Annotated in this window: 20 protein-coding genes; 10 read left to right on the plus strand and 10 right to left on the minus strand. The window is 68.8% G+C overall.

Translation table 11 applies throughout. The annotated features are described in order from the left end of the window. Window positions 1–2: 2 nt before the first annotated feature. Both BDK92_RS04125 and BDK92_RS04130 read right to left on the minus strand, forming a co-directional pair. Entirely contained in the window at window positions 3–449 is a 447-nt protein-coding gene (locus tag BDK92_RS04125) for a DUF6220 domain-containing protein (protein ID WP_147456897.1), read from the minus strand. A 70-nt stretch (window positions 450–519) separates the two neighbouring features. Beyond that, window positions 520–2,703 (minus strand): MMPL family transporter, encoded by a 2,184-nt coding sequence (locus BDK92_RS04130; protein ID WP_211349060.1) that lies wholly within the window; start codon window positions 2,701–2,703, stop codon window positions 520–522. Window positions 2,704–2,911: 208 nt separating this feature from the next. Between BDK92_RS04130 and BDK92_RS04135 the strand changes: the two genes are divergently transcribed. Both BDK92_RS04135 and BDK92_RS04140 read left to right on the plus strand, forming a co-directional pair. Then, the gene (locus BDK92_RS04135; RefSeq protein WP_121154736.1) at window positions 2,912–4,042 is read left to right on the plus strand and encodes a sensor histidine kinase; all 1,131 of its coding nucleotides are present in this window, start codon (window positions 2,912–2,914) and stop codon (window positions 4,040–4,042) included. Next, entirely contained in the window at window positions 4,039–4,701 is a 663-nt protein-coding gene (locus BDK92_RS04140) for a response regulator (protein ID WP_121154738.1), read from the plus strand. Before BDK92_RS04135 ends, BDK92_RS04140 begins: the two co-directional genes overlap by 4 nt. 71 nt (window positions 4,702–4,772) lie before the next feature. Here the strand turns inward: BDK92_RS04140 and BDK92_RS04145 are convergent, their stop codons facing one another. Then, window positions 4,773–5,882 carry a pyridoxal phosphate-dependent aminotransferase gene (locus BDK92_RS04145; RefSeq protein WP_211349061.1) on the minus strand — a complete coding sequence of 370 codons (1,110 nt, stop codon included), beginning with the start codon at window positions 5,880–5,882 and terminating at the stop codon, window positions 4,773–4,775. Window positions 5,883–6,011: 129 nt separating this feature from the next. On the opposite strand from BDK92_RS04145, the gene BDK92_RS04150 reads away from it, so the two are divergent. Further along, window positions 6,012–7,370, plus strand: coding sequence for an aminotransferase-like domain-containing protein (locus BDK92_RS04150; protein ID WP_246016781.1), 1,359 nt, complete (start codon window positions 6,012–6,014; stop codon window positions 7,368–7,370). Here BDK92_RS04150 and BDK92_RS39560 read toward each other — a convergent pair. The 3 genes from BDK92_RS39560 to BDK92_RS04165 form a co-directional block, all read right to left on the minus strand. Next, a complete protein-coding gene (locus BDK92_RS39560) occupies window positions 7,367–8,029 on the minus strand; it encodes a transposase (RefSeq protein ID WP_211349062.1) in 663 nt (220 codons plus the stop codon). The two genes, BDK92_RS04150 and BDK92_RS39560, sit on opposite strands and share 4 nt — an antisense overlap. Continuing rightward, window positions 8,026–8,352, minus strand: coding sequence for a helix-turn-helix domain-containing protein (locus BDK92_RS39565; RefSeq protein WP_211349065.1), 327 nt, complete (start codon window positions 8,350–8,352; stop codon window positions 8,026–8,028). The genes BDK92_RS39560 and BDK92_RS39565 overlap by 4 nt, the downstream gene beginning before the upstream one ends. 213 nt (window positions 8,353–8,565) lie before the next feature. After that, window positions 8,566–9,441 (minus strand): alpha/beta fold hydrolase, encoded by an 876-nt coding sequence (locus tag BDK92_RS04165; RefSeq protein WP_121154742.1) that lies wholly within the window; start codon window positions 9,439–9,441, stop codon window positions 8,566–8,568. A 413-nt stretch (window positions 9,442–9,854) separates the two neighbouring features. On the opposite strand from BDK92_RS04165, the gene BDK92_RS04170 reads away from it, so the two are divergent. From BDK92_RS04170 to BDK92_RS04180, 3 genes are all read left to right on the plus strand, one after another. Beyond that, the gene (locus BDK92_RS04170; protein ID WP_121154744.1) at window positions 9,855–11,423 is read left to right on the plus strand and encodes an acetolactate synthase large subunit; all 1,569 of its coding nucleotides are present in this window, start codon (window positions 9,855–9,857) and stop codon (window positions 11,421–11,423) included. A gap of 156 nt (window positions 11,424–11,579) precedes the next feature. Next, entirely contained in the window at window positions 11,580–12,188 is a 609-nt protein-coding gene (locus BDK92_RS04175) for a hypothetical protein (RefSeq protein WP_121154746.1), read from the plus strand. A gap of 71 nt (window positions 12,189–12,259) precedes the next feature. After that, window positions 12,260–12,481, plus strand: a complete 222-nt coding sequence (locus BDK92_RS04180) for a hypothetical protein (protein WP_121154748.1) — start codon at window positions 12,260–12,262, stop codon at window positions 12,479–12,481. A 159-nt stretch (window positions 12,482–12,640) separates the two neighbouring features. Here BDK92_RS04180 and BDK92_RS04185 read toward each other — a convergent pair whose 3' ends face one another. After that, window positions 12,641–15,343 carry a helix-turn-helix transcriptional regulator gene (locus BDK92_RS04185; protein WP_170208480.1) on the minus strand — a complete coding sequence of 901 codons (2,703 nt, stop codon included), beginning with the start codon at window positions 15,341–15,343 and terminating at the stop codon, window positions 12,641–12,643. Between the two features lie 462 nt (window positions 15,344–15,805). On the opposite strand from BDK92_RS04185, the gene BDK92_RS04190 reads away from it, so the two are divergent. After that, window positions 15,806–16,822 carry an MBL fold metallo-hydrolase gene (locus BDK92_RS04190; RefSeq protein WP_246016783.1) on the plus strand — a complete coding sequence of 339 codons (1,017 nt, stop codon included), beginning with the start codon at window positions 15,806–15,808 and terminating at the stop codon, window positions 16,820–16,822. A 22-nt stretch (window positions 16,823–16,844) separates the two neighbouring features. Beyond that, window positions 16,845–17,852 carry an alpha/beta fold hydrolase gene (locus BDK92_RS04195; RefSeq protein WP_121154752.1) on the plus strand — a complete coding sequence of 336 codons (1,008 nt, stop codon included), beginning with the start codon at window positions 16,845–16,847 and terminating at the stop codon, window positions 17,850–17,852. A gap of 225 nt (window positions 17,853–18,077) precedes the next feature. Here the strand turns inward: BDK92_RS04195 and BDK92_RS39570 are convergent, their stop codons facing one another. Beyond that, window positions 18,078–18,308, minus strand: coding sequence for an integrase core domain-containing protein (locus BDK92_RS39570; protein WP_121154754.1), 231 nt, complete (start codon window positions 18,306–18,308; stop codon window positions 18,078–18,080). 423 nt (window positions 18,309–18,731) lie between these two features. After that, entirely contained in the window at window positions 18,732–19,496 is a 765-nt protein-coding gene (locus BDK92_RS04205; protein WP_211349068.1) for an alpha/beta fold hydrolase, read from the minus strand. 426 nt (window positions 19,497–19,922) lie between these two features. Between BDK92_RS04205 and BDK92_RS04210 the strand changes: the two genes are divergently transcribed. Both BDK92_RS04210 and BDK92_RS04215 read left to right on the plus strand, forming a co-directional pair. After that, window positions 19,923–20,846 carry an AraC family transcriptional regulator gene (locus BDK92_RS04210; RefSeq protein WP_121154756.1) on the plus strand — a complete coding sequence of 308 codons (924 nt, stop codon included), beginning with the start codon at window positions 19,923–19,925 and terminating at the stop codon, window positions 20,844–20,846. A gap of 608 nt (window positions 20,847–21,454) precedes the next feature. Continuing rightward, the gene (locus BDK92_RS04215) at window positions 21,455–22,171 is read left to right on the plus strand and encodes a DUF305 domain-containing protein (RefSeq protein ID WP_147456898.1); all 717 of its coding nucleotides are present in this window, start codon (window positions 21,455–21,457) and stop codon (window positions 22,169–22,171) included. An 86-nt stretch (window positions 22,172–22,257) separates the two neighbouring features. Here the strand turns inward: BDK92_RS04215 and BDK92_RS04220 are convergent, their stop codons facing one another. Further along, a complete protein-coding gene (locus BDK92_RS04220; RefSeq protein ID WP_246016785.1) occupies window positions 22,258–24,198 on the minus strand; it encodes an LVIVD repeat-containing protein in 1,941 nt (646 codons plus the stop codon). Between the last annotated feature and the right edge of the window lie 371 nt (window positions 24,199–24,569).

Consider the following 24,569-nt stretch of genomic DNA (forward strand, 5'->3'; position numbering starts at 1 on the left):
GTTCACTCCGCGTGCGCCCGCTGAGGCCCGCTGGCCGGCTCGTCGGCCGCCCTGATGGCGAGCCGGCGGGCGTTCAACAGGCCCCTGATGGCGATGCTCAGCACAGCCAGGCCGTTCACCACGTGCAGGGCGACGAGGTACAACGGCAAGCCGGTGCGGTCGATCGTGCTGCCGCCCAGCGCGCTGCTCATGGCGCTCAGGACGAACTGCACGATGACCAGGCCGATCGGCAGCGCGGCGAAGGCGATGGTTCGCCCGCCGGCCCGGGCCAGTGCCGCGACGATGGTGTTGACCACGGCGAGCGCCATGATGGCGGCCGCCCCGGCACGGTGCGCCATCCAGGCGTCCTCAGTGGGCGGACGACTGAACGCACCGACCCCGGCCAGATAGAACTGCGCCAGCACGACGACGAGGACGAGCGCGCTGGTGATGACCAAGATTTTGCGCACGTGGATCACTCCTTTGTGTTCGCATTGAGCGGGACGGACCCGACCAGCGGGCTGGTCATCAAGGGAAGGATCAGACTCTGGCCTCTTCCCGGACCGCGGCGGGCGGAGTCGGGGTCGGGGTCGCCTTCGGCGCCCGGCGTCCGGGCATCCACCAGTTGGCCTTGCCGCAGAGTTCCATCACCGCGGGGACGAAGATCATCCGGACGATGGTGGCGTCGATGAGCACGGCGACGGCCATGCCCAGACCTCCTTGCTTGACCGCGACGTCGGGGCCGAGCAGTGAGGTGGTGAAGACAGCGATCATGATGGCGGCCGCGGCTGTGATCACCTTGGCGGTCCGCGCCAGCCCTCGGGCGACGGCCACGCGGGTGTCGCCGGTTCGCTGGTACTCCTCACGGATCCGTGAGATCAGGAATACCTGGTAGTCCATCGACAGGCCGAACAGGACCGGGAACATCATCATCGGGACCCAGGTCGTGACCGGCATGGCGGTGGGGAAACCGAGTGCCGGGCCGAACCATCCCCACTGCACGACCGCCACCACCACGCCGTAGGCGGCGCCGATTGACAGCACGTTCATCACCGCGGACTGCAGGGCGATCGTGACCGACCGGACCAACGCGATCATCAGCAACATGGACATCGCGATGACGACTCCGATCATCAGGGGCAGGCGCGAGCCGGACTCCTCGGCGACGTCGATCGTGGCGGCGTTCGGTCCGCCGACGAGGACCTGTTCGCCGCCGGTTGTCCGGGGCAGCACGTCGTCGCGGAGCTCGTGCACCAGGTTCGCGGTTGCCTCGTCCTGGTATCCGGTCGTGGGGAAGGCGGTGAAGGTGACGGCCTGCCCGTCCGCACTGACCCGGGGTGGCGTGGCGTAGGCGACGCCCTCGGTCTTACTGACCGCTTCGACGACGGGGCGCAGATCGGCGTCCTTGGAGCCGACCTCGGTGGCGAAGACCAGGGGTGCTCCGTAGCCCGGCCCGAAGCCCTCGGAGAGGATCTTGTACGAGATGTAGCTGCTCCTGTCGTGGGGCTGGACGCTGGCGTCGGGTTGGCTCAGCCGCATCGACAGCGTCGGGGCGGCCAGCACCAGCAGGATCCCGCCGGCGAGGAGTGCGGCGACCAGCGGCTTGCGCTGCACCACGGCGGCCCAACGCTCGGCGAGCGTATGGCGCTCCTGGGACGGCGCGCTGACCTCCTGGTTTCGGCGGGACGCGCGGCGAGGCAGGCGCAGTGAGTTGATCTTGTATCCGGTGAAGCCCAGGAACGCGGGCAGCAGCGTCACCGCGGCGATCATTGTCACCAGCACCGTGATCGACGTGGCGACGGCCACCCCGGTCATCAGCCGCTGTCCCATGACGAACAGGCCCAGCAACGCGATCACAACGGTCGTGCCGGCGAACAGCACCGCGCGACCGGCGGTGTCGATGGCCTTGATCGTGGCGCTTTCGGGTTCATCGCCGTCCCGAAGGCTGTCCTTGTAGCGGGTCACGATGAACAGTGCGTAGTCGACGCCGACGCCGAGCCCGATCATCGCGCCGAAGACCAGAGTGAAATCCGGCGCGGGGAACAAGTGCCCCAGCAGCTTCGTCAGCGCGAGGCCGGCCACAATGGCCAGGAGGGCGGTCACGAGCGGCAAGCCCATCGCCACCAATGACCCGAAGGCGATGAACAAGATCACTGCTGCCGCCAGGATGCCCACGCTTTCGGCCGAACCCTGCGGGGGCGTCTCCGCTTTTTCCGCCATGTACCCGCCCAGCGCAACCGTGACGCTGTCGTCGGAGGCGTCCTTGACGGCGTCCACCAAGGGCTTGACCTCGCTCTTCTCCACCTCCTTGTCGCTCAGCGGGATGGTCACACGGGCGAAACGACGATCCTGCGTCACCAGAACCTTGTCCTGATATGGCGACGTCACCGGTCCGGTAATCGGCGAGGCGGCCAGATCGGCGAGGACCTTCTCGATCTTCAGCCGGGTGACGGGGTCGTCGATCCCCTTTTCCGCCTTGATCGCGAGCGTCAGCGTGTCCCCTTGCTGTTCGGGGAAATGTTTCTCGATCAGCTCCTGCGTCTTGGCGGACTCGGAGTCTCCGCCGGAGAAGTCGTTGTCGGGGGCGGCGCCGTAGCCGAAACCGAGGATCGACACGGCGACGACGCCGACGATCCAGGTCAGCAGGACCAGGCGGCGGCGCCCGTAACAAAACCGGGCTAGTCGCGCCAAAAGTCCCTCGGTACGGCGAGTCTCGGTTGGCATCATCTTCTCCTCGCTGGTTGGGCAGCTTGATCATGTCGCCCGACGCACCGCCGGTCGTCCTGCAGCCGCAGACAATCCGCGCTGCCGCCGATGGCGCAGCCCGCTGCCGCGGACGCCGCAGGCGCCGGGAAAGTACTGCGTACGCGGTAGGCCGTCGCTCGTCCGCGAGCAGGAGGTCGGCTGCGGCACCTCCGACTAAAGTGCGCGCATGAGCACGAGACGGTCCGGCGTTGCGGCCAATGTCAGAGACGGGGCGATCGCCGTCTGCGTGGCAGCGACGCTGCTGGTCGCCGGGCTGTCCGGGCATCGCTCAGGCACGGATCTCGACCTGCTCGGCTTTGCGTTGTTGGCGGCCGGCGGCCTGGCTCTGGCCGCGCGCCGCCGGGCTCCCGTTGGGGTCCTGGCCGTCACCGGGCTGTGCGCGGTGGGCTATCAGGCGGTCGGTTTCGACGTGCCCGCCGTCGCGTTCCTGTTCGCGGTGTACGCCGCCGTGCGGGCGGGCCACCGCGTCATCACCGTCGTGGCGGCTGTGATGATGCTGGCCGCTCTTCCGCTCGCGGCCCTCGCCCTGCCACAGGACATGTCCGTGGGCGAGGCGTTCGCCCGGGGCCGGGGCGCCCTCGAACTGGCTTGGCTGGTCGCCGCCGGTGCCGCGGGTGAAGCGCTGCGGCAGGCCGAGCGGCGGGCGGACGAAGCCGAACGCACCCGGGAGGAGACCGCGCTGCGCCGCGCCGACGAGGAGCGGCTGCGCATCGCGCGGGAGCTGCACGATTCGCTCACACACCAGATCTCGATCATCAAGGTGCAGGCCGAAGTAGCCGTCCACCTGGCCCACAGGCGCGGTGAACAGGTGCCGCAGGCTCTGCTGGCGATCCGGGAGGCCGGTCGTGAGGCGACCCGGGAACTGCGAGCAACGCTGGAGACGCTGCGCGACGATGGCAGGACCCCGCCGCACGGGCTCGACCACCTCCCGGAACTGGTGGAACGGGCCCGTGCGACCGGCCTGGACGCGACGTTGACGATCGCGGGGCAACGACACGAGGTGCCGGCCGCGGTCGACCGGACCGCCTACCGGATCGTCCAGGAGTCCCTCACCAACATCGCCCGTCACGCCGCTGCCGCTACCGCGTCCGTCCGGATCGACTACCGTCCGGACGCCCTCGCGATCCAGGTCGACGACGATGGCAAGGCGATGCCGGACAGCGCCCCGGTGCCCGGCGTCGGGCTGATCGGGATGCGCGAACGAGTCACCTCCCTCGGCGGTCACCTGCGTGCGGAACCACGCGACGAGGGCGGCTTCAGCGTCCACGCCGAACTCCCCGTAGGCCGAACGCCATGATCCGCGTCCTGCTGGTCGACGACCAGCCGCTCCTTCGCAGTGGCTTCCGCGCGCTCCTCGACGTCGAAGACGACATCGAGGTGGTGGCCGAAGCCGCCGATGGCGAGGAGGGCCTGGCTCGCGCCAAGGAACACCTACCGGACATCGTGCTCATCGACATCCAGATGCCGGTCATGGACGGCATCGAGGCGACCCGGCGCATCGCCGCAGACCCGACCCTGTCCGAGGTGCACGTCGTCATCCTGACCAACTACGGACTCGACGAACACGTCTTCCACGCGCTGCGCGCCGGCGCCGCCGGGTTCCTCGTCAAGGACATCGTGCCAGAGGACCTTCTGCACGCCATCCGCGTCGCCGCGCGCGGCGACGCCCTGCTCGCACCCTCGATCACCCGCAAGCTGATCAACCGGTACGTCACCGAGCCGTTGAACACAGGCGCCCCCGCGAGGTTGACAGAACTGACCAACCGCGAACGCGAGACCGTCGTGCTGGTCGCGCAGGGCCTGTCCAACGACCAGATCGCCGAACGCATGGTGATCAGCCCGCTGACCGCCAAAACCCACATCAACCGGGCCATGGCCAAGCTCCATGCCCGTGACCGCGCTCAACTCGTGGTCCTCGCCTACGAATCCGGCCTGGTGGCCCCACGCAACCGCTGACCTCCCAGTAAGGCATGGAAGGGCTCGGCTGTTCAGCGCCGCTCGCGCTGCTAAGCGGATACGGAGTTTTGTCAGCTGCTTGCGGTGAGGGCGTCAGCGAGGCGTTCGAGGGCCGCGCTGAAGTCGCTGGCTGAGAGGTGGCCGAAGCCGAGCCGGAAGACCCGGTCATCCTCGCCGAACCAGGATCCCGGTGCGACTCGGGTGTCGCGTTCGGCGAGGCGGGCGTAGAAGGTCCGGACCGCGTCGTCGGTGAACCGGTCTGTGGGCAGGCGCAGGCAGCACAGGGCTCCGCCGTCCGGGAGGACGATTTCGACCGGCTGGTCCCGCGTCCATTGCAGTAGCTCGTCGAGCGCCTCCCGGAGTCGCTTGGCGCGAGGCGCGAGGATCTCGTTCCGCTGCCGAAGCACCTGCGCGGCGAGGAATTCGTCGACGGTGGAGCAGGCGATCGTGGTGAGGAACTTGGCCTCACGCAGCTGGTCGTAGAGCGCGGTGTTGGTCGTGGTCAACCAGCCGAGGCGTAGGCCGGGTGCGCCGTGCGCCTTGGACACGGAGGAGCAGGTGACGAGCTGCGGCGATAGCGTCGCCGCCGAGCGCGGTGTCGCGACGTCGCCGTAGGTGGACTCCCGGTAGGTCTCGTCGACCAGGACGACCGCGTCCGGCGCGCGCTCCCGTACCGTCGCGAGCAACGTGCGCAACTCCTGCTCTGTGAATCGGACGCCGGACGGGTTCTGCGGCGAGGCCAGGGACACCAGACGTGTCCGCGGGTCGAGCTCCGCGGAGATCCGGTCCAGCGGCAACCGGTAGCCGTCGTCGAACGACAACGGCACCACGTCCACCCGTGCCCCGAGCCCTTCCGGGACCGTTCGAGCCGGCGGAAAGCACGGTGTGGCCAGCAGAACCCGATCGCCTGGGGCGCACGTGGCCTGGGCCAGGAGGAACATCGCTTCGATCGCGCCGACTGTCACCAGCACTTGCTCGGCGTCCACCCCGGTGTCGGCGGCGATCAGCGCGCGCAGGCGGGCATCACCGCGCGAGGTTCCATAGCCCAGCGGAACGGCGGCGAGCGTCGCCGCGTCGGCAAGGTCGCCGAGGTTCAGCGGTGGGCATGTGCTCTCAGCCAGGTCATAGCGAACCGAGAGGTCGATCAGAGCGGTCATGGCGCTCGGCGCGAAAGCGGTCATAGGCACATCATCGAGGTGTACGCCGAGCAGGGGCAGAGCCAACGTGAGTAGATTGGTTTGCCAATGGAGCCAATCGGGTTAGTTGAGCGGCTGGGCCGTTGGTCCTCGGGTCGGGGAGCCCTGTACCTGTTGCTGGCGGCACGGATACGCACCCTGATCGAAGAGGGCGAGCTCCGGCCCGGGGCGCGGCTGCCACCGGATCGCGCGCTGGCGTCCGCCCTGGTGGTGGGCCGTAGCACCGCGGTCGCGGCGTACGACCTGCTGGCCGGGGAGGGCCGCATCGTGCGCCGTCAGGGCAGCGGCACCAGGGTCGCCGGGACCGCGCCGGCGCCGGCACGGCCCACCACGGACGCACCGGCGTTCCTGCATCTGCTCGAGCCCCAGGACGGCGTGATCATGTTGGCGTGCGCAGCGCCGGACACACCACCTCCTGAACTGGTCGCGGCGTACACGCGCACCCTTCCCCAGTTGGCCGACACCGTAGGCGACATCGGCTATCACCCGATGGGGCACATCGCGCTCCGACGCGCGATCGCCGCCCGATACCAGTCACGGGGACTGTCCACCACGCCGGATCAGATCCTGGTCACCAACGGCGGCCAGCAGGCACTGACGCTGCTGGCCAGGGCGTTGATCCGGCCGGGCGACCGAGTACTGGTGCAGGCGCCGACGTATCCGGGTGCGTTGGAGGCGTTCCGGGAGGAAACCGCCGTGCTGCGCGCGCTACCGGTCAGCCTCACCGGGTTCGCGGCCGCTCTTGCCGAACACCGCCCGGTGCTCGTCTACGTGATCGCCACCTTCCACAACCCCACCGGTGCGGTATTGCCCGAGCAGTCGCGACGACGGCTCGCCGAGACCACTGCCGCGGCCGGTGTCATGCTGGTCGACGATGAGGTCCTCTCCGACCTCGGCTTCCCCGGCGAGCGGGCACCGCTGCCGTTGGCCGCGTACCACGACCAGGTGATCACGATCGGATCGTTGAGCAAAGTCGTCTGGGGCGGTCTCCGGATCGGCTGGCTGCGTGCGCCGGCACCGGTCATCGCTCGACTGGCACGGCTGCGGGCCGTTCACGATCTCGGCGGCAACATTCCCGCGCAACTGGCCGCCGCGGACCTCTTGCCCCGCCTGGATGCACCGCAGCGCCGAGGAGCCCAGCAGCGACAAGCCCGCCACGACCACCTGCGAGCCGAACTGGCCCACCACCTCCCGGACTGGCAGGCACCCGCCGTACCCGGTGGCCAGACCCTGTGGGTCCGCCTGCCGCACGGTGACGGCAGCTCCTTCGCACAACAGGCGCTTCGCCACGGTGTCGCCGTGCTGCCGGGCTCCGGACTCGACGCGGACGGCCGCAGCGCCGAGTACCTGCGCCTGCACTTCCTCGCCCCACCGGACCAACTCAGCGAGGCCGTTCACCGCCTCGCTGCCGCATGGCGCAGCTACAAGACTGGGCCAGGCCGGGACACGTTCCTGCCAACCATGGCGATCTAGCCACTGACCGAGACCCGATCCCCGAATCGAGTCGACCTCTCATCGGCTAGGCCGCGTTTCAGATGTGCCCAGGCGCCCTCGGTCGGGTTCAGGTCGGGGGCGTAGGCAGGTAGCCGGATCACGGTCAGCCAGTTCCGGGCGGCGATGAGTGCGCGCACCGCGGCGCTGACGTGCGTGTCCAAGTTGTCCCAGACCAGGATGATCGGGGCCCGTAGACGCTGGTGGACCTGGTCGAGCAGATTCGCATAGTCGGTCTCGGAGAAACTGCTGCGCTCACCCTTACGGCCGCGGTGGGTAATGGTGCGCCACACGAACCTGCCCCGCTCGCCGGGCTTGAGACAGACCAGGCCGGCGATCGAGACCCGACCGGAGCCCTTGCCCGACACCCCACCCCGACCACCGGAGTACGCCCACGCCTGGCCCACGTCTTGGCTTTCGGCGGTCGCAGGGTCTGACCCGCCTCGTCCTGGAAGCAGATCCACGCACTCCGCGCCCGCCGCTAGTACCGCTGGCCAGCGGCGCCGCCGCCACCCGGCGATCTGCTCCGGGTCACGTTCGACCGGCCGCCGGGCAGGTACCTGGACGGTGTAGCCGATGCGGTGCAGCAGGTAGGACACCCCGCGCAGGGTGTAGTCGACCCCGAACAGTTGGTGAATCACCTCAGCGATGCGAGCGAGGGTCCACCGCTGGTCCGCCCAGCCCCGTCCGGCCGGGCCGGCGTCAGTACCTCGGTCAACTGGCGGAGTTGTTCGTCGGTGAGTTTGCACGTTGACCCGCCCGCCCCGGTCGAGGCCAACGCCTCGTCGCCGCCGGCTTTCCACGTACGCCGCCACTGTCGTACCGACTTCTCCGACACCCGCAGTCGGGCCGCGACCCGCGCGGTCGACTCGTCGTGCCCGAACATCTCGGCCGCTTGCCGGCGTACCGCTTCTCGACGCTGCCGACCAGCCTCGCTCAGACCACCACCATCGGGATACCTCACCCCGCAGGTCTAGATGATCGATCCGGGCTACGTCCGTGCGACACGCCGAGGATCCTCCACAACAGACCTCAGCCTTTCAATCTCTGTAGCCGCTCACCATGGCCGGCCGCCTCGTCCGGCTACCTGCGGCGGCCATCGCAGAGCGGGCGGATGCGCGCGGATCACGGCTAAAGCGGACGTCGTAAGCCGCACGTCTTTTGGTGGCGCGACGAGTCAGGCCGGCTGGAGGAATTGCAGGAGCCGGGTGGTAAGTTCGGCTGGCTGTTCTTCGAAGATCCAGTGGCCGGAATTCTCGATGACGCCGCCGCTTACCGTCGTGGCGTACTGCGTGGCCTGGGTGGTTACTGCCTCCGCGAGGCTGGCGCGGGCGCCGAGGGCGAGTACCGGCATGTCGAGTTTCGTCTTGCCGTACTCGGCGTTGTCGGCGATGTCTTGGGGTAGGGCTCGGAAGTATTCGAAGCTGGCCCGCAGGTGAGCGTCGTCTTGCAGGTACCGGGCGTATTCGTCGACATCGTCGTCGCCGATGCCGTTCTCCTGAACTCGCATCGAATCGGTGAAGCGCTCGACCCAGAGGGCTTCCCGACCGTTCACAATTTGTTCCGGCAGCCCGTTCCGGAGGCTGAAGAAGCCGTAGTTCCATGCGGCCGGCCCGTTCGGTGTCAGTGCTGGTGCCTGGTAGAGGCTCTGGTCGGGGATGGGTGCCTCCGCGAGTACGAGCTTGCTCACCTGATCGGGGTGGACGGCGGCGTAGGCGTACGCGACCATGGCGCCGATGTCATGGCCGACGAGGCTGACGTCTTGTTCGAGGCCGAGTTGGCTGAGAAGCCCGTACACGTCGCCGGCGAGTGTCTTCTTGTCATAGCCCCCTGCCGGGGCGTCACTGCCACCAGCTCCCCGCAGATCGGGGGCGATGACCGTGTAGTGCCTGGCAAGCTCCGGCAGCACCTTCCGCCACATGTACCACGTTTGTGGATAGCCGTGCAGTAGCACCAGCGTGCTGCCCCGACCCCCGCGAATGTAGTTGATCGTCAGGTTACCGACACGCGCGGTCTGCTCGGTGAACGACTCCGGAACCCGCTTGCCGCCCATATGGCCACACCCTCTCCCGACATACGCGGTCGCTGGGCTACCCGTCCCCCGGGCCGATACACACCCCCCCGGCACGGGCGGGCGCCCGGGTATGTCGCTGCGTTCGTTGGGCCAGGGTTCGGGCGCGACGGACGGCCATGCGCTTACCGGCCGGAGATGGGTCCAGTCGGGGCCACCGCGACTTCAGCGTCCGGGAGGCGGTAGAACCCGATGCCGCCCCGAAATCTTCCATTCACCGTGTGACCGCTTCCGACATGGGACCCGGTGTGTCGGCTCTGTCCAGAACTGGATCACGTCCGGGCGGGTTTTCGCGGATGTGCGGCAGCGATCCGATTCTGGCGGTTAGCCTGCTGGTAGGAGGCTTGTGTCGCCCAAGGCGCTGTCAGTGGTGGCGAGTCCGAAGGGCGGCGGTGATGAACGGGGCGGAGTCGCTACTGCGAACCCTCGCTGACGCGGGAGTCGAGGTCTGCTTCGCCAATCCGGGCACGACCGAGCTGAAGCTGGTCGGTGCGTTGGAGGCGGTGCCGCAGGTACGCGCGGTCCTCGGCCTGTTCGAGGGTGTGGTCACCGGTGCGGCGGACGGGTACGCGCGGATGGCGGGCAAGCCCGCCGCGACGCTGCTGCATCTCGGACCGGGCCTCGGCCATGGCCTGCCGAACCTGCACAACGCCCGCCGGGCCAACTCGCCGATCGTGAACATCGTCGGCGACCACCCGACGCACCACAAGTCATACGACCCTCCGCTGGAATCCGACATCGACACCGTCGCCCGCTCACTTCGGGGCCCTGTCCGTCGGCCAGAGAACGTCGCCGGCGTGAGCCAGGACGCAGTCTCAACACTCACCGAAGCACTCGAACCACCCGGCCAGATCGCCACCCTGATCATGCCCGCCGACGTCTCGTGGTCCGACGGTGTGGCCGCCGATGCCGACGGGGGTCGACCGGTTGTGCTCGCCCGGCCGATGCCCACGGTCAAACCCGCAGTAATCAAGCGGATCGCCGAGCTACTACGCGGCCAAGACGAGTCGGCGCTGATCATCGGCGGCCCAGCGGGACGGGCGGCGGGACTGTGCGCGGCAAGCCGAATCGCCGCCGCCACCGGTGCCCGAGTCTTCCTGGAACTCCACTCGGCTCGGGTGGAACACGGGGCGGGACTGCCCTCGTTCCCGCATCTCGGCTTCTATCCCGATCAAGTCTTGCGGCAGCTCGACGGGGTACGGCACGTGATCGTCGCCGGCGCCCCCGCGCCGATGGCATTCTTCGCCTATCCCGGCAAGCCGAGCTGCCTGGTCCCCGATGACGCGCAGACCCACGTCCTCGCCGAAGTCGGCGAAGACGCAACCGAAGCATTGGCCGCGCTCGCCGACCTGGTCGCCTCCGACCACGAGCCGGAACTGGTCAAGCCGAGTCGTCCGGCGATGCCGGCCGGCCCGCTCACCGTCGAGACCTGGCCGGCGGTGATCGGCGCCCTCCTGCCAGAGAACGCGATCGTCGTGGACGAGACCATTAGCTCCGGCAGTGGGCTGCACGCCGCCACCGCCGGCGCGCCGCGCCACGACGTCCTGCAGGTATGCGGCGGCGCGATGGGCGGGGGGATGCCACTGGCCATCGGTGCCGCCGTCGCCGCACCGCACCGGCCGGTGATCGCCCTGGAGGCCGACGGCTGCGCCGTCTACACCCTCTCCGCGCTCTGGACCCAGGCGCGCGAACGCCTGAACATCACCAACGTGATCCTGAACAACCGCTCCTACGCGATTCTCAGGCAGGATTGGCAGCGCCTCGGAGCCGGCGCGTCGGACCCGCACACCAACGCGCTGCTGGACCTCGCCAACCCGGACATCGACTTCGTTGGGCTCGCCCGCGCGTTCGGTGTCCCCGGCAGCCGCGCCTCCACCGCGGAGGAACTGGCCGAACAGTTCAACCAGGCGATCGCCGAGCCGGGTCCACACCTGATCGAGGCGCTCATCCCGCCCATCGCCTGACCGAGCGGCGAGGCTGGCCGGCAGGCCACCGCCGAACCGCCGGCAGCAACCGCCCGAATCCCTCGTCTGCCACGCTCCGCTCTGAATGAGCCCCGGGCGAAGTGTCTTGTCCGGCATGATTTGAGGGGCCGGCCAGCACCGGAGGGGGGCGGCGGCATGGACGAGGACGCGCGCAAGCAGGCGCTGCTCACTGCCCTGACGACCGAGCACTTCGTGCTGCAGACCTCTCGCAGCGCCACGATCACCGAGTCCGTCGGGCGGGCGACGGTGTTCATGTCGCTGCTCTCCGCCTCGCTGATCGGGCTGGGCTTCGTCTCCAGCAGCGCTCAACTGATCAAGCCGTACCTCGGCGCTGTGCTGCCGACACTGGTGATCACCGGGCTGCTGACCTTCGGCCGGCTGGTCCAGACCATGCGGGAGAACTCGCTGGACCTCCAGCGCATCCAGCGCATCCGCTCCTACTACCATCACCAACTCGCCGGCGAGCACACTTTCTTCGCCGACTCCGCGACCGACGAGGGCGGCAAGCAGGCGGTCGGAGCCGCGGTCGCCAGCAGACCCGTTCGCTGGCAGCTGCTGCTGACCACCGCGGCGATGGTCGGCGCGGTCAACGCACTGCTGATCGGCCTAAGCGTGACCCTGTTGACCGGATTACTGAGCAGATCGATCGGGTTGGCGATTGTACTCGGTGCGGTGGTGGCAGTGGTCGCCTTCACGGCACAGGTCGTTTACATCAACCGGACCTCGATCTGGCTGGCAAATTAGGCGCCCCAAGTAGTCTGCTCCGCCTGGCCGACCACGGCATCCTCGCCGATAGGATCGCCGAGCAGCTCTGGATGACCGGACACGGAGTCAGTCCGGCCGAGCGGCGGTCGTGGAGGAACAGCCTCGCCGTCTTCGTTCAGGATCGCGCCGACGCGGGACTGGATCAGGTCGAGGTGCTGGTCGAATACGGGCTGCCGGTCACCAGTGAGCGGGCCGACGCGGTGCTCGTCGGCGCCCACTCGGAGACCGGCGAGGACTGGTACGTCGTTGTCGAGCTAAGGCAGTGGTCGTAGGCCGAGTTCTACGAGGGCTCGAATCCTCGTCGGGCGGAGAGGCCACCGGATTTCGGGCGCTCATGGCCCGACGGCGGGGCGCGGCGCGCGCTTCCTCCCGTCCCGTACCGGGACCGTGATGCTGACAAACTTACGAGGGGCGGTCGGGGAAAGCGTGCGTCAGATGACGTGACCGCGGGCCATCACGGTGGCGAGGGCGGTACGCGAGCCGACGCCGAGCTTGGGGTAGATCCGGTACAGGTGGGTGCTGACCGTCCTGGGGGACACGAAGAGCCGGCCGGCGATCTCCCGGTTGCTCAGGCCCTGCGCCACCAGTAGGGCGACCTGCAGTTCCTGCGGAGTGAGCTGGTCAGCCCCGTCGGCGGGTCGGCGCCGAGTCTCGCCGGAGGCCCGTAGTTCCCGTTGGGCGCGGGCGGCCCAGGGGCGGGCGCCGAGCGCGTCGAAGGTGTCGGCGGCGGCGCGCAGTATCGACCGGGCTGCGGCCGGCTGGCGACGCCGGAGCCGGGTGCCGTAGGCGAGCTGGAGGCGGGATCGTTCGAAGGGCCATGCGGTGAGATTGGTCTCGAGGGCGGCCCGCAGCGCCACCTCGGCCTGCTCGTCCGGCGCCACCAGGGCCCGCGCGCAGCGCAGCGTCACCCGCAACTGTGGCGACGGGCCGGCTTCGTCGATCGGCTCCAGCTCGCGGATCCGGGCCGCCACCTGGTCGTGCCGGTCGCAGTGCGCGCCGGCCTCGGCAAGATGGGCGATGACGGAGAACCGGACGTACGGGTGGTAGGAGGCCGAGGACGGATCGAAGACGGCGTCCAACTCGTCGTGGGCTTCGGCGTACCGTCCGTCGGCCAGGGCGGCGACGCCGCGGATGACCCGCACCATGGCGAGCATGGTGTGTGCGCCGTTGGACAGCAGCGCCCGTTCGCATTCGTCGGCCATGGTGCGCGCGGTGTCGCTGTTGCCGCGTAACGCCTCCGCGTGCCCTTGGTTGAGCTTGTTGGGCAGCACGTAGTTGCGCTGCCGGGTCTCTCCGCCGAGCGCGTCGGCCTCGGCTGCCGCGGCGCGGGCGAGGGAGGCGTCGCCGAGCGCGACGGCATTCCACGCCTGGTAGGTCAGTGCCCAGGTGAGCGAGATGAGGTTCCCCTGCTGGCGGTTGAGCGCGACCGCCTCGGCGGCCAGCCGGGTAGCCGCTCCGAGTGCGCCGACCGCGGTCGCACCCGCCGCGAGCTCGGTCAGATCGATCCCGGACAGGTCCGGCCGCTCCAGCAGGGTAGCCAACCGCTCGACGACCACGGCACCCCGTTCGACCGGCGCGATCAGGCCGAGCGTGGCGACCAGCCGAGGGGTCAGCGGGGTCAGCGCAGGCAGGTCGAGGCGGTCGAGCAGGGCGAGCCAGTCGTCCCGCAGCTCCTGGTCGAGGTTCGAGAAGTAGCCGCGCAGCGCGACGCGGGACAGGACGTCCAGGGCACAGTCGTGGTGACCGGACCGGCGCAGCCCTTCGGCAGCGGCGATATGGGTGGGCAGCCGCGCGGCAGCCGACCAACCGCCCTCGGCGACCTCCCGAAGCAACTGCAGCACCACCTGGTCCTCGACCGACAGATCCTCGGGGACGATTGCCCGCAGGAGCTGGGCCGCATTCTCGTGGTCCGCGACCTCCAGCGTCATCTCCAAGGCCCGCAGCAGCAGGCTCGCGCGCCGACGGACGTCGCCGGTCAGCTGGGCGGCCCGGGCCCACAGCGGCGCTGCCGCACCGGCCGCACCGCGCTGACGTAGCCGGGCGGCGAGCTGGTCCACCTCGTCGGCGACCTGCTCGTCGGTGCCGACGGTGGCCGCCGCGCGGTGCCGGACCGCGCGTTCCGGGTCACTCGTCACCCGGGCAAGCGCGCTATGCGCCTGCTGCCGCTGGGAGCAGGTCGCCTCATGCTGGATCGCGGACCGCACCAGGGGATGCCGGAACCGGATCTGAAAGCTGTCGTCGATGTCCACCAGGCGGGCGGCGATCGCCGGCTCCACGTCCTCGACCGTCAGCGGAACGCCAGCCACCAGGGTCGCGGCGGCCATGATCTCGTCGAGCCGGTCGCCGTCGTCGAGCGCGGCGACCAGCAGCAGCGCGCGGGTCAGGACCGGCATCTCGGCGATTGACAGGCCGAAGGTCCGTTCCAGGCGGGTGGTCAGCGGCAACGAGGAGGACAGCAGCACCGTCTCGCCGGCACGCGTGACGGCCGCAGCCAGTTCCCCGATGGCAAGCGGGTTGCCGGCCGCCTCGGCCAGGATCCGTGCACGCAGCCGTGGATCCAGGCCCGGAGCCCGCTCGTCCAACACGGCCAGCGAGTGTTCCTCTGACAACGGCTCCACCTGCAGCTCCGCCACGGACATCCGGGCCAACCGAGCCTCGGTCTCCGGGCCGTCGCGCATCGCCAGGATCAGCGCGACCGGGTCGGTGGCCAGGCGTCGCCCGACGAACGCGAGGGCTTCCCAGCTCGGGGTGTCCAGCCACTGCGCGTCGTCCACCAGGATCAGCAGCGGTCGGTGCGCGGAGCGTGTGGTCAGCGCGTCGAGCAGCGCCAGTGAGAGCTGGAACTGGTAGTGGTCCAGGCTGCCGCCCACGGCCGGCGGCAGGCCGACACCGAGCAGCCCGACCAGCGTGTGCGCTGCCGCGAACGGCAGTCGCCACTCCGCCTGCACCCCGACCAGCGTCAGCGTTTCGATCCCGCGGCTCGCCGCCTCCTGTCCGACTGCGGTGAGCAGTGAAGACTTACCGATCCCCGCCCCGCCGCGCACGACAAACACACCACCCCCGTCGGGCAGCCCCTCCACAAGCCGCCGGAGAACGGCGAACTCCGGCTCGCGTCCCCAGATGATCTGCCTCACCAGTGAAGGATTGCCCCCGGTCATGGCCAGCCAGGGAGAGCCACTGCTCGGAGTGTGACCCGTCACAATCCGAGCAGCGGCTCTCCCAAAGGGCACGCGAACCTCGACATTCTGCCCATCGGTCGGCTACGTACCGTGCGCTCCGGGTGGCGGCTGCTCCGCCTTCGTGGCGGCGTCCGACCTGGCCGGCGGGGGCCGCAGGTGCCCCGGTCCGATGCCGCAGCGAGCCTCCCATGTCGAATGACGCAGGTCATGCCGGGCAGACCCCACATCTACGTCAGACGACGTATGCAAGCCGACCCGGCGAATTCCTATCCTTCTCAGCGATTGACGGGGTTAAGAGCTGCGGTGACCTGGCGCGTGGCGGCCCTGCTTGTGGAAGGACGTGTCATGACGACCGGGCGCGAACACTCCGAGTCCACCAGGCGGCGAACCTTACTGAAAGGGGCGGTGGTCGCTGCTGTGCCTGCGGCGACGGGGCTGCTCGGTGGAAGTCTGGCGTACTCCGGCAGCGCGAGTGCGGCGGACACGCTGCCGGAGTACGCGCCGGTGCCCGCATCCTCGATCGGGCCGGCGCTGAACGCCGCCGGGTACCACGTCGGCCGGATCCGGGGAAACCTCTACTGGGTGACCGACGCCTATTACCAGGCGATGTTCCTGACCACCCGGGAAGGCGTCGTGCTCGTCGACGCACCGCCCACGATCGGACACAACCTGCTGCGGGCCATCGACGACGTCACCCAGGCCAACGACATGCCCAGCAAGGTCACGCACCTGGTCTACTCCCACTCGCACGCCGACCACATCGGCGCCTCGGCCATCCTGGGCAAGGACGTGGTACGCATCGGGCATACGGAGACCCGCCGACTGCTCCTTCTCGACCGGGACCCCAACAGGCCGGTGCCGACGGAAACGTTCGACCACCGATACGTTCTGAAGGTGGGCGGCGAGCGGCTGGAACTCGCCCACCACGGCCCGAACCACTCGCCCGACAACATCTTCGTCTACGCACCCGCGCAGCGGACCCTCATGGTCGTGGACGTGCTCTACCCGGGATGGGTGCCGTTCAAGAACCTCGCCGTCTCCCAGGACATCCCCGCCTGGGTGAAGGCGCACGACGTGGCGATGGAGTACCCGTGGCAGACCCTGGTCGGCGGCCACCTCGGGCGCCTCGGTGTCCGTGCCGACGGCGACATCCAGAGGCAGTACATGGCCGACCTCGACGCAGCGGTCCGCAACGCCTCGGCGACGTTGGACCCCACGCCCTACTTCCACAAATACGGGCCGAGCGGCAACTCGTGGGCGATCTTCAAGACGTACCTCGATGCCGTCGCCCGCCAAGCCGCTGAGCCGGTGGTCGCCAAGTACACCGGCACCCTCGCCGCCGCCGATGTCTTCACCGTCGACAACGCCTTCGCACTGCTGGAGTCCCAGCGGATCGACGGTGGACTCCTGGGCCCCTTCGGCGTCCACCCGTAACCAACACTGAAAGTGCAGGCTGATGAAGAATCCTCTGCTCCGCATACTCGCAGCCGCAACAACCGCGGCAACCATCGTCGCGGTCCTGCCCATTTCCGCCTCCGTGCAGGTCCCGGCTGCGGCGGCAGCCCACTCCGCCGAGCAATCCTCCGCCACCGCAGCGGCGAAGCCACCGGCGGGGTTCACCGAACGTAAAGTCGTGGTGGGCGACATTGGCATCAACTTCGTCGAGGGCGGACACGGCAAGACGCTCGTCCTGCTCCATGGCTACCCGCAGACCTGGTACGAGTGGCACGACATCCTGCCCGAGCTCGCCCAGCACTACCACGTCATCGCCCCGGACCTGCGCGGCGCCGGCGGCAGCGACGCCCCCGCCGCGGGATACGACAAGAAGACCCTCGCCGACGACGTGCACAAGCTTCTGGTCACGCTCCACCGTGACCAGGACATCCGCCTGGTCGGCCACGACATAGGCACGATGGTCGCCTACGCCTACGCCGCCGCTCACCCTCAGGATGTCACCAGGCTCGTCCTCACCGAGGCTCCCATCCCCGACCAGACGATCTACAACTTCCCCGCTCTCACCTCCCAGGGCCCCGGTTTCTGGAACTTCGGCTTCTTCAACGTCACAAACGGCCTGCCCGAACAGACCGTCAAAGGCCGCGAGACCCAATGGATCGAGCGCTTCACCGACATGCTCGAATACAACAAGGACGGCGTGACCCCAGGCGACGCTGCCATCTACGGCTACTACCTCAAGCAGCCCGGACACACACGGGCAAGCTTCGAATGGTTCCGCACCCTCAATCAAGACGTCGCGGACAACGCCGTCAACGCCAAGACCAAGCTCACCATGCCGGTACTGGCCCTCGGCGCCCAGTACAGCCTCGGCGGTTCCGTCCCCGACCAGGTCCGCAAGTACGCCACGAACGTCACCGGCGACGTCGTTCAGGACTCGGGCCACTGGATGTGGGAGGAAAAGCCCGAGGAGGTTACGAACAGGCTCCTGACCTTCCTCAACAACAGCTGACCAACGTTCACCACGTCACCCAAGCCGTCGCCCGCATCCACAACACCGCTCTCGCGGTATGACTAGACACAACGCCGTTCAGTTAGGCGGTGGGGTGGTTTGTTAAGCGCGGCGTGGAGACAAAGCAGCGGAGCTCCGGTGTAGAGGGGTCATTCTAAGACGCCCTGAACACCTGGAGCTCCGCTGGCTGATCAGACTGCCTGCAGGGCTCGTAAAGCCGGTTGGCTACGCTGGCTGCGAATACTCGTTGATCAACCCGCCGGGGATGGGGCGCCGTTGGATCCTGGCGGCGGTCAAGTCAGTGACTCCCGACGCCGGGTTGGGCGGCTGCTGGCCGAGCGATCGATGTGGTCGGTGGCTGTTGTAGTGGGTCGTGCATCCGGCGAGGACGGCCGCGAGGTGGCGGTCGCCGATGATGAGCATCCGGTCTGTGTACTCCCGGCGTACGATGGCCACTCCTCGTTCGACGAACGCGTTCGCCCGGGGGCCTGCGGCGGGGTCTTGATCACGTCGATGCCGTCCGCGGCGAACACCGTGTCAAAGACCGCCGTAAATTTCGTATCGCGGTCGCGGAGCGGAACCGCAGCGCAGCTGCGCGTCGGTCGAGGCGCACCAATTCTGTGCCTGCTGGGGGCCACCCAGGCACCGGTTGGATGGGCGGTCACCCCAACCACGTGGACTTGGCGGGTGGCGCGGGTCCGTCGCCCGGTAGGCCGTCTCGTCTGTCGCTGGCCCGAGGGCTCGGCTCATCAGCGTCGGCCAGCGCACTCTGCAGCCCGACCCGCACGACAGACACATGCAGACCGAGCGGGCGCACGCCACGCAGCAGGCGCACCGACATGATGGCGGCGACACGGCACTCGAACAGGGTCCCCGGCCCTATCCGTTGAGGAAGTCAAGCAGAGCGGACAGCGTCTCCTGGGGGTCTTCGAAGATGGACGCGTGGCCGCCTGCCACCTCAACGAGGCGCGCGCCGGGGATACCCGCGGCGATTTCCCGAGAGTGGGCCGGCGGGATGAACCGGTCTCCCGCCGCCGACACGACCAGGGTAGGTGCCTGGATCTTGCCGAGGTCGGGGCGGACGTCCAGCCGGAGCCCGAAGTCGATCTGGGCTGCGGTTCCCGGTGCGGGGTGAGCGGTCATCATCGCCATGACCTGCGGCAACTGCTCCTCGGGCAGCGCGGCGAGGAACTCGTCGGAGAACGACAGCATGACGAGCAGCTTGCCCAGGTCCTTGTCCTGGCGGTCGAACATCGCAGCCCAGAGGTCCAGGTTCATCCGCAGGGTCGGACGCGGCCGGGCAAAACCGACGACGGTGGCCAGCTGGGAGATCCGCTCCGGGTGCCGGGCGGCGACCTTGATCGCGATCGGCGCGCCGAGGGATGCGCCTGCCAGGGCGAACGTCTCCAACCCTGCTTTCCGCGCGGTGGCGACGATCTGGTCTGCGACCGTGTCGACGTCCAGCGGGCCGTCGGGCAGGGGACTGTCGCCGGAGCCCGGCAGGTTCGGAAGGACGACCGTGTACTTGGCAGCGAGGCCCTCCAGCACGGTCCCCCAACTGCCGAGGCCGGTGCTGCTGGTGCCGTGGAGAAGTACCAGTCCAGGGCCCTTGCCCTGAATGTCATAAGAAAGTATTTCAGTCACTCGTGAACCGTACGATCGTTTCTACAGCCGGGGTACGACGATTCGCGCTTTCCCAGGCGGCCATTTCTGCACGAACCAGGCGACTGGCCCTCCCCCGCTACAGCCAGGCCGCCGCGCCGGCCGGCCCAGCGTCGAATTGTGGCTCGTGCTTCCCGGGTTCGGCGTCGACGACGAGCCAGAAGGAGCATCTGAGGGGGGACGGCCGGTCGGGTGGCCCTCTCTTCGGGCAGCCCTTCGTATGAGGCCGGGCGACTTATCGGCGATGCCAGGTTTCAAGGACAGGCGTAGCCGGGAAAGCCAAGCTTGAGAAGGACGACTACTGAGGGTCACCTGGGGACCGGACTCCGGAACGCGACCGCGGCTTGAGATTAGGATCGTCCCAGTCGCCGGCCGCAGCACGAATAACCAGGTGAGTAGCCTGGTAGCGTGTTGACGCATAGCCTGCGGTCCGCAGAGGAACTGGAGCAGGCGGCCAGGCAGAGTTACATGCCTGTGATCGCCGAGCCGCGCCCCGACTTCCAGGGGCGGCTGGCCCTGCAAACTCTGGGTAAGGCCGTCTCTCTCTCCGAGGCTCGGACGACGCCGCTGCGGACGTTTAGGACCGCGCATATGGCCGCGAGAACCGAGCGGGACGATCTGCTGCTCTTCTGCGTCCACGTGGCGGGCTTCGGCCGGCTACTCCAGCACGGGCGAGTCGCCGAACTGGGCCCGGGCGTCGGAGTCCTGTACGAAGCTCGGAGCGCGTGGGATCTGAACGTCGCGACTGACGTTCACAGCCTCCTCCTGCAGTTCCCGCGTGATGTACTGCCCTTGCGCTCGGCCGAGATCACCGGCGGCCTCGCACGGCGCATGAATCCGCTGTTGCCGGCCATGCGGCTGCTGTCGGGATACATCAGCCAGCTATTCCAGCTCGCCGACGGTCTCTCCGATGAGCAGCGTCACGACGCCGGCCTGGCGGCGATCGAAATGCTCATGATGGCCCTGCGAGGCACGACCCCCACGGTGCCCGTTGAGCAGAGCGCCGGTGAGGTGCTGCTGGGGTTGATGCGAACCCATATCCGCGATCACCTCGCCGATACGCGTCTCACCGTGGCGGAACTGGCGCGCAGGCATCACGTCTCCGTCCGGCACGCTCACGCGCTGTTCTCCCGGGTCGGGACCACACCGGGGACGTACATCAGGGAGCAGCGGCTGCTGGCGGCACGGGCGATGTTGTCGGATCCGCGGCACAACACCCGCCTGGTGTCGGATATCGGAGCCGCTGTGGGGCTGGGCGAGTTGCGGACATTCGAGCGAGCGTTCCAGCGGCAGTTCGGGACGACGCCCGCACGCTGGCGGCGGGAGCATTAGACACTTGGCCCAGCTACTCCTCCGGGCTCCTTTCGCGAGCCTGCGCTCACCATCCCACAACACCACGCCGGGTCGCAGCTCGTCCAGCGGCCTCCCGGCAACGCTGGAGCCACAGTTTGGAAGATCGTGGTCCACTAACCTGATCTGCCCGAAGTGCCTGATTGTCGGCGGCGTCGTGGTGCCCGTACCTGCCCGTTCGCGACCAGGTACGGCATCGGCATATGACACGTAGCTGACACGATCCGGCCGGCTGCGGCTGCCCGGCGTCGTACGGCTTCCCGCCCCATCCTTCGGGCTGGGGCGGCTTGCCGTGGCGCCGGGCCACCGCGCGCCTGGGCCACGTACGCCCGCGGCAAGCCGCGTAGCGGCGCGGCAGCGATCGCCCCGACCTCGACGGCGGGCTACCACCCTCGCGATCATCACGGCGTGGAGTTTGCTCGCTAGCTCCGCCGCTAGGGTGACCCCCGTGTCGATCCTGGAACCGGTAGTGGGCGAGTCGACGGTGGGCTGGTCGGGTTCATATCGTGGCGTCCCGTCCCACCGGCCAACACACGTGCCTCCGATCGGGTCTCGCCGAGGAGATCGATTTCGGTTACGGTGATCAGATCGTGTTCTCGTCGCGTCGCCGTGTCCTCGCCGCCGTGGCGGCTACCGCCGCCGTCCTCGGCGTGGGATCGTTCGCCGTCCTCCGGGCCACCGGGGACCGGGCCGACGAACGGGCCGCCAACCAGGTCGTCCAGTCCGCCCCGCCGACCGCCAACCAGGTGGTGCAACCCGGCGCGCCGGGTCAGGCCGGCCGTACCCTCTCTCCGGCCGAGCAGTCCCAGTTGCCGCCGCCTCCGGCACACACTCCGGCCGACGCCCAGTTCATGCAGCGGATGATCTCTCATCACCGGCAGGCGCTGGAAATGACCGCCCTCGTCGCGGACCGCGCGGCCGGCCCCGAGGTGTCGCTGCTCGCCCGGCGGATCGAGACGTCACAGCGGGACGAGATAACGCAGATGGAGCGGTGGCTCACCGAACGTGGTGAGGAGGTGTCGGGGCCGCACGCGCACCACACCGGGCACGACGCCGCGATGCCCGGGATACTCAGCCCGGAGCAGCTCAGCCAACTGGAGCGGGCCCGGGGTGCGGAGTTCGACCGGCTGTTCCTCGACCTCATGATCCGTCATCACAACGGTGCGCTGACCATGGTGCAGCAGCTCTACGCGGCAGGCGGCGGGCTTGAGCCGGCGAGCGACCGGTTCGCCCGCGAGGTCAACGCCGACCAGGGCATCGAGATCAGAAGCATGCAGGAGTTGCTGGCCACGCTTGGCGGCGGTTGAGCGGACGGCGGGAGCCGGACAGCGTCGAGGGCCGCGTCCTGCCGATGTCTCGACAGGACGCGCCCCCTGACGGTCGCTGAGGATTGTCAGTCAAGACCTGTGCACTGGCCAGCGGCCGGCCCGTGCACCGTGTTGGCCGCACCGAGGTTGATCGGCGCCGGCACGTTGCCGGTACAGGCGAGCGGGCCGCGTACCGTGCTGTCGGCGATGATCGGCTCGACCGTGCCGGTGCCGCCGTTCACCGAAACCGGCCCATGGATCTCGGAATCCACGATGGCGGCGCCGCCCATCGTGCCGATGATGCTCACCGGTCCGCGTACGGTGCTGTGGTAGAGCTGCACCGCCGCCGCGTTCGACGCCGAGACAGGCCCGGAGATCGACGAGTCGATGGCGAGCAGCGAGGCACCCGGCCGGACCGTGACCGGGCCGGAGACCGTCGCCCCGGTCAGGCAGGTGACACCCGAGACCGTCAACGGGCCGTTGTGCCGGGCCGAGATGGTCGAGGTGCAGGTCCGGCTGAGTTGGTCGAACCGGGCCCGGGCCACCGCGAAACTCGGCGCCCAACTGATCCTGGTCTGGTGCTGGGCGTTGAACTCGGGCAGGTGCACCTCACGGGCCGCGGCGATCTCCGCCTCGGTCAGGTGCTGACTGGGCCGCAGGCCGAAGACGTCGAGACCGCGCGCGATCTCGCTGCCGTAGACCTGGCCGTTGTACCAGTACGCCGACCAGAAGCCACCGAGCATGATGGAGGTCGGACTGATCGCCCCCCGGTCGAAGTAGCCGATCTCGCGCGGGTGGGCCGAGTCGGTGAAGTCCAGCAACGAGACGCCGCCCTGGTACCACGCCTGGGCCAGGATGTCCCGTCCCGGCACCGGAATCAGCGAACCGTTGTGGGCGACGCAGTTCTCCTGGAGCGTCTGCGGCACCGGCAGCTTGTAGTAGCTGGCGAAACGCATCTTGCCGTCGACGATGTCGAAGATCGCGTTGGCGCCCCACTGCGGCTGGTCGGTCGTACGGCACCGGGCCCCGGTGCCGCCGCCCCACTCGTCGGTGAAGATGACCTTCTTGCCGTCGTTGCTGAGGGTGGCGGAGTGCCAGTAAGCGAAGTTCGGGTCGGAGACCTCGTCGATCCGTACCGGGTTGGCGGGGTCCGAGATGTCGATCAGGATGCCGTTGCCCTCACAGGCGCCCGCGGCCAACCCGAGCTGCGGGTAGGCGGTGATGTCATGACAGGCGTCGGTGACCGGCGACGGGCTCCACGAGCTGCCCGACGGGTGGGTCGGCGCGGGCGGGGTGTTCTGCAGGCCGTCGATCGCGCCGGTCTCCGGGTTGGCGAACAACCGTGGGCCGCTGACGATCGCGGCCTGTTCGGGCGCCGCCACCGGAACCTTGATGACGTCGATGCGCCACCGCGCCGGGTTCTCACCGGACGCGGGGGTGTTGTTGCAGCCGGCCATCGTGGTCGCCGGGCGTACGCCGGCGGTGCCGGACACGTACACGTACACGTTCGCGCTGTCGTCCGGGTCGGTCACCAGCGAGTGGGTGTGCGAGCCCCGGCAGGTCTGTACGGCGGCGACCTGCACCGGGTTCGTCACGTCACTGATGTCGAAGACGCGTACGCCCTGGAAGCGGGTGCCGACCGCGGGGTTCGTGCCGCAGTCGAGGCGGCCGCGGCTCTCCTCGACCGACATGAACAGCAGGTCGCCGTAGACGGAGAGGTCACCCTGCCCGCCCGGGCACACGACGCTGGTGACGAGCGTCGGGTTGGTGGGCTGGGAGATGTCGTAGATGTTGAAGCCGTTGAAGTTGCCCATGTAGGCGTGGTTGCCGCCGAAGGCGAGATCAGATCCGGCGAAGCCGAAGTCACCGGGGTCGGCCGGGTTGACGAAGCCCGCCGGCTTGTCGCGGTGCGCCAACAGTTCGAGGCCGCTGCTCGCGCTCTGCGCGTCCAACCACCCCGAGCCGAGCCCAATCCGTGGGTCCGGTGCGGGCTCCTGGCCCGAGGCCGTGCCCGGCAGCAGGGCCATGAGGAGAACCGCCCCGGCCATCGCGCCGAAGGCGCGGCGTTTCCTGCGTGATCTGCGATCCGATTGATAACCCATACGTGTGTCCTCCGTGCACAGTGCGCTGACCGGTGACGACGTGCATCGGGCGCGTGCACGCCGCAGTAGTAAGGACCGTACCGTCTATCGATCAGTTAAGATCATGGAAATATTGGCGATGGATGCGAAAACCGTCGATAACCTGTCCCGCTTCGGCCTCATCCGGTCACCGCCGACCTCCGCTCGCCGAGGTAGCGGCAGACTTCCGGAGCGGGTAGCCGTGCCCGTCGTGTCGCGCGTACTCCTCGACCAGTCGCGCCCGGGAGCCGATGACGCGTTTCATCCCCCCTGGCTCG

The organism is Micromonospora pisi, assembly GCF_003633685.1.
In the GTDB taxonomy this organism is placed as follows: domain Bacteria; phylum Actinomycetota; class Actinomycetes; order Mycobacteriales; family Micromonosporaceae; genus Micromonospora_G; species Micromonospora_G pisi.

Bases quoted from the DNA above. Each gene is read 5' to 3' on its own strand.
- BDK92_RS04195 (WP_121154752.1), top strand. From the start codon at position 16,845: ATGAAGAATCCTCTGCTCCGCATACTCGCAGCCGCAACAACCGCGGCA.
- BDK92_RS04170 (WP_121154744.1), top strand. From the start codon at position 9,855: ATGAACGGGGCGGAGTCGCTACTGCGAACCCTCGCTGACGCGGGAGTC.
- BDK92_RS04140 (WP_121154738.1), top strand. From the start codon at position 4,039: ATGATCCGCGTCCTGCTGGTCGACGACCAGCCGCTCCTTCGCAGTGGC.
- BDK92_RS04180 (WP_121154748.1), top strand. From the start codon at position 12,260: ATGACCGGACACGGAGTCAGTCCGGCCGAGCGGCGGTCGTGGAGGAAC.
- BDK92_RS04135 (WP_121154736.1), top strand. From the start codon at position 2,912: ATGAGCACGAGACGGTCCGGCGTTGCGGCCAATGTCAGAGACGGGGCG.
- BDK92_RS04165 (WP_121154742.1), bottom strand. From the start codon at position 9,441: ATGGGCGGCAAGCGGGTTCCGGAGTCGTTCACCGAGCAGACCGCGCGT.
- BDK92_RS04220 (WP_246016785.1), bottom strand. From the start codon at position 24,198: ATGGCCCTGCTGCCGGGCACGGCCTCGGGCCAGGAGCCCGCACCGGAC.
- BDK92_RS04175 (WP_121154746.1), top strand. From the start codon at position 11,580: ATGGACGAGGACGCGCGCAAGCAGGCGCTGCTCACTGCCCTGACGACC.
- BDK92_RS04145 (WP_211349061.1), bottom strand. From the start codon at position 5,882: ATGACCGCTTTCGCGCCGAGCGCCATGACCGCTCTGATCGACCTCTCG.
- BDK92_RS04130 (WP_211349060.1), bottom strand. From the start codon at position 2,703: ATGCCAACCGAGACTCGCCGTACCGAGGGACTTTTGGCGCGACTAGCC.